General features: G+C 47.4%; 10 protein-coding genes. All 10 read right to left on the reverse strand.

All coding sequences use genetic code 11. The features are described from left to right. Positions 1 to 112: 112 nt before the first annotated feature. Positions 113 to 952 (reverse strand): phytoene/squalene synthase family protein, encoded by an 840-nt coding sequence (locus tag BBB58_RS13135; protein ID WP_084543106.1) that lies wholly within the window; start codon positions 950 to 952, stop codon positions 113 to 115. Beyond that, on the reverse strand, positions 921 to 2,399 hold the full coding sequence (locus tag BBB58_RS13140) for a phytoene desaturase family protein (RefSeq protein ID WP_074037651.1): 1,479 nt from the start codon (positions 2,397 to 2,399) through the stop codon (positions 921 to 923). The genes BBB58_RS13135 and BBB58_RS13140 overlap by 32 nt, the downstream gene beginning before the upstream one ends. Continuing rightward, a complete protein-coding gene (locus BBB58_RS13145; protein ID WP_074037652.1) occupies positions 2,396 to 3,889 on the reverse strand; it encodes a phytoene desaturase family protein in 1,494 nt (497 codons plus the stop codon). The genes BBB58_RS13140 and BBB58_RS13145 overlap by 4 nt, the downstream gene beginning before the upstream one ends. A 69-nt stretch (positions 3,890 to 3,958) precedes the next feature. Next, positions 3,959 to 4,990, reverse strand: a complete 1,032-nt coding sequence (locus tag BBB58_RS13150) for a class I SAM-dependent methyltransferase (protein WP_074037653.1) — start codon at positions 4,988 to 4,990, stop codon at positions 3,959 to 3,961. A 100-nt stretch (positions 4,991 to 5,090) separates the two neighbouring features. Continuing rightward, a complete protein-coding gene (locus BBB58_RS13155) occupies positions 5,091 to 5,474 on the reverse strand; it encodes a YisL family protein (RefSeq protein WP_015880968.1) in 384 nt (127 codons plus the stop codon). 113 nt (positions 5,475 to 5,587) lie between these two features. Then, entirely contained in the window at positions 5,588 to 8,146 is a 2,559-nt protein-coding gene (locus BBB58_RS13160; RefSeq protein WP_084543107.1) for a sensor histidine kinase, read from the reverse strand. Continuing rightward, positions 8,143 to 8,505: a response regulator gene (locus BBB58_RS13165; protein WP_015880966.1), complete on the reverse strand. Its 363-nt coding sequence runs from the start codon at positions 8,503 to 8,505 to the stop codon at positions 8,143 to 8,145. Before BBB58_RS13165 ends, BBB58_RS13160 begins: the two co-directional genes overlap by 4 nt. Positions 8,506 to 8,638: 133 nt before the next feature. After that, positions 8,639 to 10,510 (reverse strand): ABC transporter ATP-binding protein, encoded by a 1,872-nt coding sequence (locus BBB58_RS13170; protein ID WP_074037654.1) that lies wholly within the window; start codon positions 10,508 to 10,510, stop codon positions 8,639 to 8,641. Beyond that, positions 10,507 to 12,231, reverse strand: a complete 1,725-nt coding sequence (locus BBB58_RS13175; protein WP_074037655.1) for an ABC transporter ATP-binding protein — start codon at positions 12,229 to 12,231, stop codon at positions 10,507 to 10,509. Before BBB58_RS13175 ends, BBB58_RS13170 begins: the two co-directional genes overlap by 4 nt. Next, positions 12,224 to 12,706: a MarR family winged helix-turn-helix transcriptional regulator gene (locus BBB58_RS13180; RefSeq protein ID WP_074037656.1), complete on the reverse strand. Its 483-nt coding sequence runs from the start codon at positions 12,704 to 12,706 to the stop codon at positions 12,224 to 12,226. The genes BBB58_RS13175 and BBB58_RS13180 overlap by 8 nt, the downstream gene beginning before the upstream one ends. Positions 12,707 to 12,874 lie beyond the last annotated feature (168 nt).

A 12,874-nucleotide genomic window follows, 5' to 3' on the forward strand; every position in this document is an offset into this window, starting at 1 on the left:
CGATGAATGAATCACATAACGCTTACGCCACTTTTGGTCCCCCGCCAAAAGTGGTTTTTTTGCGTACAAAAAACTGTAGACGCCATCGAGCGTCTACAGGGAATCGAATCGCTTATAGTTTTGCCAACAACTTTCCTTTTTGTAAGGTCGATACGTATGCCCGCTTTGTAAAGACGTCATGTCGATTCGCACGTGCCGCATCAAGAATCCCTTCATAGAGAAGAGCCGCTGCTTGTACCGGCTTTCGACTCGCGAGTGGATACAGATGATGGGTTTCGCGTGCCCGTTCATACAAGAACTCTGCACGATTCGCCAACGCCTCCCATAGATCGATAAAGACAGGGGTCACTTCTCGTTGGTGTAACATCGCTTCACTCACACCGTACTGACGCATCATCGTACGGGGTAAATAGATGCGGTCTCGATTCAAATCTTCACCGACATCACGTAAAATATTGGTCAGTTGCATCGCAATGCCAAGGTCGATGGCGCCTTGCCTTAGCTGACGTGTCGTCGCAGCGTCCTGATTTGGGACAAGGATCGGGAGCAGCATCAGACCGACCGTGCTCGCTGCATAATAGCTATACTGCTCGGTCTCTTCGAGCGTTTCATACCGCGACTTATGTAAGTCCCATTTCATCCCTTCCGCCAATTCAAAAAATGGTTCGACGTCCATGTCATAACGTTTCCATACATCACGAAGGGCAACCCATAGTGCTTCATCTTGGTCGTAACCAGCTAAAAAGCGGTCGAAGTCATGCAAAAATGCTGTCAAACTCTCTTCTGGACGGTCTGATTCATCGACCGCATCATCGAGGGTGCGACAGAAAGTATATACTGCCATGACCGCTTGACGGTCTGGTTTTGAGAGCAAAGAGAAGGCCCGGTAAAAGGTTAACGAGCCCTTCTTCATGATTTCCTCACATTGACGATACGCTTCTTGTGTCGTCACGATGCATTGCCCCCATTTCTTCTTCCATTTTTTTCACAAGTAATTGCGACCCAATCATAACGATAGGGACGCCACCGCATGGATGGACGGATGCGCCCACCGCATAGAGACGTTCGATTTTCGGGAATGGTCTCGCTTGCGGTTTGAAGGCGGCTGACTGAGATAACTTTGGTGCAATCCCAAAACTTCCTCCTTCGAACAATCCGAATCGCTCAGCATCCATCGGTGTCCGGACTTTCATCTCGATGACGCGTTCACGGAAATCAGGCATGAATGCCTCGATTCTTCCTAATAGGTGTTCGATTGTCCCTTGTGCCTCAAAGTCTTCTCGTTCCAATTTTCGAGGAACCGGGACAAGAACATATAATACACTCGTTCCTTCTGGCGCGAGGGTTGCATCCATTCGCGATGGATTAAAGGTGTACATCGCTGGATACTCACTTAGTTTACCATCCTCAAAGATCGTACGCATCGATCCTTCAAAATCATTCGGTAAATCGAATTGGTGAACCGGTAAGTCGAGTTCGCCGTTGACGGCGAAATAAAGAAGTAACGTACCGCTTGACGGTTCATACGTCTTTGGCGTCACACCATCAATCAGGCGCTCCATGAGTGGAAAATCACCGTTCACGACGACTGCATCATACGGTACATATTCGTCATTTACCGTGACTCCATTGGCCACCCCGTCCGTGACATGGACACGATTGACGGTAGCATTCATCTCGAAACGAACACCTCGACGCTTCAACTCTTGTTCCATTTTCGTCGCCAGCGAAAAATATCCTCCTTTTACATACCAGACTCCTTCTTCTTGTTCACGATAAGGAATGAGTCCATATAACGAAGGAGTGGCATAAGGATTTCCGCCGATATAGAGCGTTTGTAAACTATAGGCGACACGTAAACGTTCGTCTTCAAAGAAGCGTTTCATATTCGCATGAGCCGTCTCATATGCTTTTAACCGCATGAGAAGGAGAAGTAGTTTAGGCTCGAACAACTCCGCTTTTGAGGCATAACTACGATCTAAAAACGTATCGAAGCCAATCCGATACTCTTCTTTCTTTTGGGACATGTACTGACGGAAGGCATCTCCTTCGCCGAAAGTTCGTTCGATTTCTTCCGCCTGTCTCTCGATTTCCCGATATTTATAGAATGATGTCCCGTCTTGATAACGTAAGCGGTAAAGTGGATCGACTTCAATCAATTCCACTTCATGTTCAGGAAGACCCGCCTCAATCAGTTGTTGTTTCAATTTACTCGGCAATAAGACGATGGTTGGACCTTCATCGACTTTCGCCCCATTATCGAATTCAACGTAGTTCAAGCGTCCACCGAGCCGGTCCTCTTTCTCATATATCGTGATTTGAAGTGACGGATTGCGTTTCGTCAATAAGAGGGCGGCATATAGTGTACCGACCCCTGCTCCGACAAAGCTAATATTCATCGGCCGACACCTGCCCGGTCACGCAAAAGGTTCGTCGTGATCCGCGCTGATTCAAAGATGGTCGGCAGCCCACTTCCTGGGTGGGTCCCACCCCCGACGAGCCAGACGTTGTCGAGCTCTTCGAATTGGTTATGCGGGCGGAAATACATCATCTGCGATAAGTTGTGCCCTAGATTGAACGTTGCACCTTCATATACACCAAACGCTTCCCAGTCCTCAGGCGTCAACGCCTCCATCACCTCGATGTGTTGACGGATATTTCGGTAAGGGGAACGTGTTTCAAGCGCGTCGAGAACGCGCTCTGTCATGGTCGCTTGTAACGTCTCCCACGGGAGGCCAGATAAATTGTTCGGCACCGGTACGAGAACGTAAAGCGATGACTTGCCAGGAGGCGCAAGTGTCGGGTCGATGCGTGAGGCATTCTGTACATAAAACGAGAAGTCCTCGCTCAATTTCAATTCTTGTGTCATCTCTTTGACATTCAATTCATAATCGTCCGCGAAGTGAATCGAGTGATGCGCCACATCTTCGTAGACATGGTCGAGCCCGAGATAAAGCATGAATGTCGAGCACGAGTAACGCTTCTTCTTGAGTTGAGTCGGACTCCACTTCGTTAGTTTACCGTCTGGAACGAGCGACGTCATCGCATGTGCGAAGTCAGCACCAATCACTACTTCATCAAACGCATAATGGACATTCCCGGACACGAGACCGGTCACGTTTTGATCATCCATGAGAAGACGCTCTACCGGTTCGCCTAAACGAATGACGCCTCCCTCTTCTTCAATCACTTTCGCCATCGCATGACACAGCTGGTTCACTCCGCCAATCGGGTGATGCACTCCGTAGGCGTGTTCCATGTAAGACAAGATGGAGAATCCACCCGGACATTCCCAAGCGGACATCCCCAAATATTTAGCCTGAAACGTGAACGCATACTTCAGCTCTTCGCTCGTGAAGTACTCGGACAAGACGTCATAAAGCGATTTACCGATCGAGAGGAACGGTAGCGCCTTGAGCACGCGTAACGAGACATAGTCGGTAAGCTTGTCATGTGCGGTCTGAAGCACAGGCATCAATTTAGACAGTTTGATCGCCTGTTCACTCATGAACCGTTCGTAACCTTCGCCATTCCCTGGAAATTGTTCTTCGATGGCGCGATACATCTGATCACGATCTGTTGTCATCGAGAGTTGACGCGTCCCACGGTCGAAGTACAAATCATACATCGGCTCCAACTGCTTCATCTCGACATAATCATGCAGATTACGCCCTGTCTCTTCAAAAATTTCTTCTAAAATATAAGGCATATTCAAAAACGTAGGTCCTCGGTCGAACGCAAATTCACCTACTTCTAAGCGCGACGTTCTTCCGCCTACAAACGGTTGTTTCTCAAATACGGTGACGTCTACACCGCGATGCGCCAGTAGCATCGCTGCAGCCAACCCACCTGGTCCTGCCCCAATAACGGCAACTCTTTGTTTCGACACACTCAACAACTCCCTATGTGAATAGTCTCTTATGCTTCTCTATCATTATAGGAATGACGGGAGACAAGTTCAATTTTGAATCGGTTGATTGAGCAGGTTCGTCTTTCCTCGCTCAGCGATGACGATATACCAAGAACCTTCCGGAATGAATGGGATGAAGCGAATTTGATCAAAACCTACTTCTTGCATCTGCCGGCGCAATCGTGGAATGGTCGGAAGCGGGTACAGATTATCGTGGAGTGTCATGAACGCATTGAACGCGGAAGCGAATCGTCCACCGAGCGCTGTTTCGGCGAGCGGGGTCACGAGAATGGCGACACCCTTTTCTTCTAAACGCTCCCGTAGTCTCTCAAGCAACTTGATACGTTCTTCTGGTGAGAAGTAATACAGCATATTGTTCATCATCACCGCATCGAATTGCTCTTCTGTTTCCCAGTTCATGAAGTCAGCTACTTCGAAATGAATGTCGCCACTCTCGTCTCGCGAGCGTGCCTCTTCGATTACCTCTTCCTCTAAATCGATGCCTGTCAGTTCCCAACTCGGTTCGAGCGCTTGGAGTTTACGTAAGTAGCCGCCGTGCCCACATCCAATATCGAGCATCGATTCGACATTTGCCTGTCGTAAAAGTTGTTGCACGATTGGAAATGCGACCGTTTCGACGAGTGTCGATGTCTTCGCGACGACTTGACCGTGTTCAGCTCCATCAAACGTCTTTTGCTTCCCAGACTCTAGAAATTCCGGATAAGCGATTAACGCGGGGATATGAAGCTCCATCATTTCTTGAAGCATGAACCCGATGCTCCGTTCATCGTTACCGGATAATTGATATTTTAATCCACGCGTCGGATAGTAGCGCCAGCCTCTCTTTTTCAAATGACGGACGGCGACCCCGACTTCTAACCAACGCTCTAGCGCAAGTTGTGTCAATGGGCGTTTTAGACGTAAATTCATCTCCGCCATGCTCGCGCCACCTTGAAGCGCATCGAATAGTCCGAACTTGTAGCCGATATAGCCGTGCCATAAGGGTAAAAATGATTCAGTTTGTTTCATCCATTTCCGTGCGTGTAAAACTCGTGTCCATTCCATCATCTGTTGATCCATCGTTTCACCTCATCGTCGTAATTACTGATTTTTTTATTTTCCCCTAATAATTTGTGTACAAACAAAAAAATCCCACTTCGGTGTGCGAAGTGGGAACGTCTTATTGAATAAAGCTGTTGAAGAAAGATTGTCCATAAGGCAATGCATAGCCGATGAAAATCGTAATGAGTGCCAAGACGATAAACCCGCCAAATAGTCCGTTTGACGGTTTTTTCTTTTTGACTTTGACGAGCGTCATCTCACCGAAGATCAAAGTTAATAAACCGACCGTGATTTTCACGTGATAGAATGTCCCGCCACCATTCAACTGAAGGTAGAGATAAAGTCCTGTTCCGAATGCGATGAGTAACATGAGTCGAAACGCCATATGTGCGATCTTTCCACTCTTGTTGCCGTTCTTATAACCGATATAGGCCACGGCAAACAAAATAAGTAACAAAATCCAGCTCGTAACGTGCGTGTGCAAGAATGCAATCAGTGGCATTCAAATGCCCCCCTTTATGATGTTGTACAGTCTTCATTGTACACGAACTCTCTCCCGATTGGTCAAGCGAACGATTCTAAAAAATGAGCCATCCTCAAGGGATGGCCCATACATTATACAGGAGTCGTCTCTGCCTCTTGGACAGCGTACTCATAGCTTGGGATTTCAACGATGAACGTCGAGCCCTCATGCTGAATCGATTCTACATGGATTTGGCCGTTGTGACCACGGACGATTTCCTGACAAATCGGTAATCCGAGCCCCGTACCGCCGATTTCACGACTGTCGGAGTTGTCGACACGATAAAACTTATCAAATAAGCGATCGAGCGCGTCACTTGGAATCCCGATTCCTTCGTCCTTCACTTTAATGGACACGATTTGCTCGTGATGCGCAAGTTCGACCGTGATTTTTCCACCTCTTGGAGAATACTTCACGGCGTTCGACAATAGATTACTCATCAACTGTTTGAACTTCTGGCAATCGACGAATAATTCATATGGACGTGCATCATCTGCAATCAATTCGAATTCATGTTTCAACGACGATGCCTCATAGAACGTCAACATGTCTCGGACGACCGGCTCGATATCAAGCTGTTCCCGGTCATACATTTGACTACCGGATTCCATTCGTTGCACATCGAGGAAGTCGTTGACGAGATGTGTCAGACGCTCCGTCTCGGAGTGAATGGTCTCCAAGTATTTAGCTTGTTTTTCACTCGGCAACTGTTTTTTGACCATCAATTCCGTGAATCCATAGATGGACGAGAGCGGCGTACGCAGTTCATGCGAGATGGTTGAGATAAACTCACTCTTCAATCGCTCCGCCTCTGTCTCACTCGTGATATCTCGGAAGACGAGAAGCGTACCTTTTGAAAGTCCGCCGACAATGATGCGCTCTGCATACATCTGCAAGTTCATTTCGCCCTTACGAATCGAGAAGCTTACACTGTCATGTGGGAAATCTTCGGTGAACAGGCGATTCGTATACTTCGTAAAGTCCTCCGCTTGATCGACCGTTTCAACAAGACGATTCCGCCATTCTTCCCACGTTTCTTCTTCAAGGTCTTGTGAACTGACGTCACTTAACTCAGGGAACATCTCATAGAGTGGACGGTTGACGAACACGTCATTCGTCGAGTGGTCGATGTAGACGACCGCTTCTCGAATCGAATCGAGAATTCGCTCCGTCTTTCCTTTCTCCCGTTTCATCTCTTCAAATAGACGCATCCGTAAGAGAGAAAGCGAGAGCTGACGAGCGAATGACATGATGTCGCCCATCTGGGTTTGGGTGAAACGATCTTTGTATCGGACCAGATAGATGAAGGCAATGATTGAATCATCTGTCGGGTCATGGACCGGTACCGCCGTCTCAAACATATAGTACGGATACGGGAGCGGATGGTCGCTCGCGACTTGTTTCGACGAGTGTACCGTCGTCTTCAATGTCATTGCGCGCGTCAATACGGAATTTTCGCTATCGAGCAACTGACGAGACAACGTGTCGTTCAAGCCGTGGCTCGTCACGCGATACGTGCCGGACTCATCCACAAACACGAGTGCACCGACCTCTGAATCTGTAATCGTGACCAGTTTCTCGATGATTTCCGGATAGGCCGTAAGCGAATCGCGTGATGCTAACGTCTCCGTCAATTCATTCCGATACGCGAGGTGTTGCTCGTTTTGTTGCGTCTGTTCTAAAATTTCTTCTAGTTCTTGTTGCTGTGCCTGCAACTCTTCTTGTTGTGCAATCAATTCTTCTTGTTGCGCCTGTAGTTCGTGGTTCTTCTCAATCAAATGACGTTCGTTGTCACGAAGTGTCTCAGCCATCTTATGGAACGATCGAGACATCGTCCCAATCTCATCTTCTCGTTTCATCTGATCGCTCAAATCAACGATTTCCCCTTTTAACAAGCGGTTCGATGCGATGGAAAGTCGTGAAATCAAACGTGTTTGACGGCGTAGGAACGGCTGGACAAACAATAAGATTAATACGGCGAACGAGGCGATGCTCATGATCCACAAGAATTGAAGCATATTGTTGTTCTGTCGCCATTCTATATAGACTTTCTCTTTTTCAGATGCCATCAATTTACGATATTCCCCGAGCGCAGACTCTACCTCATCAATCGGTCCGAGGATGTCGATTCCGCGTTGCGGATTAAATTGGACAAGCCCTTGATCAATCAGGCGCTGAGCCGTCGGCAACTCGGCAATCGTTTGGGCATCGATAAACGTCTCTGTGACTTCCCCATCTTGTTGGGCTTGGGCATATTCATACGTCACCGGAATAATCACATCATAGTAAAAGTCGTGGAATTGCTGAAGATCTTCTGCGAACAGCTCACCTTGACGCGTCTGGACTTGTGTTTTGAACCAATTGATTTCTTGTTGAAACTTCGCCTCGTTCGCACTTGAACGTTCGAGCGACGCGGTGTCACCGAACAAGAGATAGCCTCGTGTATCATATTGGTCAGCCTGCCACTCATCCCAAAGCGTAGTCAAACGGTTAACGCGTTCGTCTAACTGACGTAATCTCGCTTCATTCGCCTCTAAGCGGTTCTCGATGTAGACATATGTCAATGCCGATCCGACCAACGCAATGACGAGGAAGGAATAAAGGACGACCATGATGTCGCGTCCGAGTTTTTGTTTAAACCACCTTTTCACTTCACGATGCCTCCTATGATTTTGACGAGTTCAAGTGGGCTGAACGGTTTAGAAATGAAGTAGTCGACACCAATCTCGTTCGCGCAATCACGGTCAGATTGTTGGCTTTTCGCCGTCAACATCATCACTTTCGTCTCTTGCCGCCCTGGTAACTTCCGTACTTTTTCAATCACTTCAAGCCCTGTCATGCCGGGCATCATATGATCCACAATGACCAAATCATATTCATTTTCTTCAATCAATCGATAGGCCTCAATTCCATCTTGTGCCTCGTCGATGTCATATCCTTCATCTTCTAATGTATCCATAACAAGCATGCGTAGCACTTCTTCGTCTTCCGCAAGTAAGATTTTAACCATAATTGTTCCTCCATTTTTTATCCCATTTTTTTATTTTAACGGATTTGTAATTGTTACACAAAATAAAAAGACGTACGAAACTCATCTCGTACGTCTTTTGCCTAATCACATTGCCCCAAAACCTGTATTCTAGTTATACGACTTCTTTTTCAGCGAACTGACTATTGTAAAGTTCTTCATAAAAACCACCAGCTTCAAGAAGCGATTCATGTGTTCCTTGCTCAATGACCCGACCTTGGTCCATAACCAAAATCAAATCCGCATCTTTGATGGTCGATAAACGGTGAGCGATGACGAAACTCGTCCGCCCGTTCATCAGCCGTTTCATCGCCTGTTGAATCAAAATCTCAGTACGCGTATCCACACTCGACGTTGCTTCGTCTAAAATCATAATCGGTGGGTTCGCCAATACTGCTCGCGCAATCGTCAGTAACTGTTTTTGACCTTGTGAAATGTTATTGGCCTCTTCATTCAACACGGTGTCGTATCCGTCTGGCAATGTTCGAATGAATGCATCCGCATGCGCCGTTTTCGCCGCGTTGACGATTTCCGTCTCAGTCACACCCGTTTTCCCATAGGCGATGTTATCACGAATCGTCCCGTTGAATAGCCACGTGTCCTGTAAGACCATTCCGAACGTATGTCGCAAATCTTGTCTCGACATTTTACGCGAGTCTTTCCCATCGATGAATATCTCTCCACCGTTCAACTCATAAAAACGCATGAGGAGATTAATCAACGTCGTTTTGCCGGCGCCTGTCGGACCGACGATGGCCACCGTTTGGCCCGTCAACACATCGAGATTCATATCTTGAATGAGTAGGTCGTCGCCGTATCCGAAATCGACATGACGGAACGTGACATTTCCTTCGGCACGTTCTAATTGATAGGTCGTCACATCTTTCACTTCTTCTTCTTCATCCAGCAGTTCAAATACACGTTCCGCCGCGGCAACCGTCGACTGGACGATGTTCGCGATATTCGCTGTCTGGGTGATTGGTTGGGTGAACTGACGTGTATATGTGATAAACGCTTGAATGTCCCCGATGGAGATGCTGCGCTGCGTGACCAAAATACCGCCGACGACACTAATCAATACATAGCTGATGTTCCCGATGAACATCGTCATCGGCATGATGATTCCGGAAATGAATTGCGCTTTCCGTCCTGCATCGTAAAGCTCCTCATTCACATCGTCAAACTCACGCACAGCTGTTTCTTCCCGACCAAACGCTTTGACGACCGCGTGCCCTGTATACATTTCTTCCACATGGCCGTTCAGTCGTCCAAGGTGACGCTGTTGATCGGAAAAATATTGTTGCGACCGTTTCAAAATCGGACGAATCGCAAAAATCGTGAGCGGAAGGGACACAAGAGAGATGACCGTCAACAGAGGACTGATCGACAGCATCATAATCAAAATCCCAATGATAGTGACGATGGAAGTAATGAATGACGTGACACTCTGTTGTAGCGTACTCCCAATCAAGTCGATGTCATTCGTCACCCGGCTCAATGTCTCCCCGTTCGAGCGTCCGTCATAATACTTGAGCGGAAGTCGTTCTAACTTTTTGTTCACATCTTCGCGCAAATCATAGACCGTTTTTTGGGCAACACCGGACATCAAATATTGTTGCACGTAGTTGAATAGACTACTGATGACGTAAAGGCCAGCGAGGAGCGACAAAATTTGTCCGATTCTCGTGAAATCAATTTCTGCCCCTGGCACACCTGTAAACTTCGCATATGCCCCTTCAAACAGTTCGGTGATGGCGATTCCCATGATTTTCGGACCGGCAATCATAAAGATTGTACTTAAAATCGCCGCGACAAACACAGCAATCAACGTGTTTCGCCGTGGTTTCAAATAGGCAAGCAAACGACGGAACGTGACTTTGAATGCTTTTGGCTTTTCGCCCATCATCATCATATTTCCACCGCCCGGACCTCCTGGACCGCCGTGTCCCCCATGAGTTTGTCGCGTATTTGCTTGTTTCTCACTCATGCGATTTCCTCCTCAGACAATTGCGATTTCACGATTTCTTGATAGACCGCATTCGTCGCAAATAATTCCTCATGTGTCCCGACTCCGGCAACGGCGCCTTCTTCTAGAACGATGATTCGGTCGGCGTCCATGATCGTGCTGACACGTTGTGCAACAATCAGTACCGTCGCATTTTTCGTTTCTTCTTTTAACGCTTTGCGAAGGGCGGCATCCGTTTTAAAATCAAGTGCCGAGAAACTGTCGTCGAATACATATAAATCCGGTTTCCGAACGAGAGCTCGCGCAATCGACAGACGCTGTTTTTGACCACCCGACACGTTTGACCCACCTTGTTCGATCACAGCCTCATATCGGTCTGGCATCTTCTCGATAAAGTCACTTGCCTGCGCGATGGATGCGGCATGAACGACTTCTTCCACTGTTGCATCGGTCTTCCCATATCGAATGTTCTCAGCAATCGTACCTGTGAACAGCAACGCCTTTTGTGGAACGAACCCGATTTTCGAACGAAGTGCCTCTTGTGGAACCGCTTGGACATCGACACCATTCACGCGAATTGTCCCCGACGTCACATCGTAAAATCTTGGAATCAGATTGACGAGTGTCGATTTACCGGACCCCGTACCCCCAATCACCGCTGTGACCTCACCTGGATTCGCTGAAAAACTCACATCGGATAGCGCTGGTTCTTCAGCACCCGGATAATAGAAGGTCACGTGATCAAATACGAGTGTCCCTTGCTCAATGTCCGCAGTCTTTGTCCCGTCATCAATCAGTGAAGGTTTCATCTCGAGCACTTCGTTGATCCGGTTGGCAGACACAGAAGCCCGAGGAACCATGATGAACATGACTGATGCCATGACGAGCGCGAACATGATTTGCATGACGTATTGAATGAACGCCATCAAATCTCCGATTTGCATCGCACCGTTATCAATCCGAATCCCTCCGAACCAAATGACGCCGACAACCGTCAAGTTCATCACGAGCATCATGACCGGCATTAGGAACGCCATGATTTGGTTCACTTTGATTGATACGTCCGTCAACCGTTCATTCGCTTTCGTCAATCGAACCTGTTCTTCTTTTTCACGGTTGAAAGCTCGGATGACACGGATACCCGTCAGATTTTCTCGGAGAACAAGATTGAGCCAATCCAATCGATTCTGTACCTTTTTAAACAACGGCATCGCCTTCCAAAAAATGAGGAAAATCGAGATGACGAGTACCGGCATTGCGGCAACAATGACAAGAGACAACGTCGCATCCTTCGAGGTCGCCATGATCAATCCACCGACAAACATGATTGGCGCACTCACAACCATTCGTAGCATCATGATGATGACCTGTTGCACTTGCGTGATGTCGTTTGTCGTCCGTGTGATGAGCGAAGCCGTCCCGACACGATCGAACTCTTCAAGCGAGAAGCGTTCCACATGATTGAACACACGTCTTCGTAAGTCACGACCAAATCCCATCGCCGCCTTTGAAGAATAAAAACTGGCCACAATAGCAGCAAGTGCTCCAAGTCCCGTCACACCAAGCATGATTCCGCCCATTTGCCAAATGTAGCCGGTATCGCCCGTCACGACCCCATTATCGATAATGTCCGCCATCAACGTCGGTAAAAATAAATCTGCTAACGACTGCGCGAACACAAACAATAAAACCATCAGAACAGCCCATTTATAAGTAACGAGACGTTTCAATAACTTAATCATGTCGACACACTCCTTCACAATCTGTGAGCCCTTCATTCAATCCATCCGCAATATGTTGATGGGCTGTAAGCATATGATGATACGTATCCTGATCGAGACGAGACAAAATTTGATTCAATTGATATTCCGTCCCTTCTTCTTGTCGCTCAATCTCCTCAATCAAGCGTTTACCTGATTGGTCAATGGTCAACACAACTTCTCGCCGATTATCCGGGTTGATATCCCGACGAATCAATCCTTTCTCCACGAGACCATCTAATGATTGACTTAACGTGCTCTTTGGCATTCTCGTTCGCTGAACCAGTTCCTTTTGCGTAATCGCACCCTGTTCATTCAACATCATCAGACCGTGCAGTTGAGGTAATGTGAGATCGTTTTGTTGCGCCGTCTGATGCATGAGACGAATCAGGACACGCTGCACACGCCAAAATGATTGCATCATCTCCCGTGCCCGATTTGTATTTGTCTCGGTCATTCTTATTCACTCCTTTATCGTTCCGAATCGAATTGTTCTAAACGGAACAATTCTTTATATAAAATAAATTACTCCTCTCCAACTCGATTGTCAACGAAATCGAATGTGAATTTGCACATAGGAAAAGAGCGATGTCCTATAGCTGACATCGCTCTTCATTTATTCACA

It is taken from the genome of Exiguobacterium profundum, assembly GCF_001909285.1.
Taxonomy (GTDB): domain Bacteria; phylum Bacillota; class Bacilli; order Exiguobacteriales; family Exiguobacteriaceae; genus Exiguobacterium; species Exiguobacterium profundum.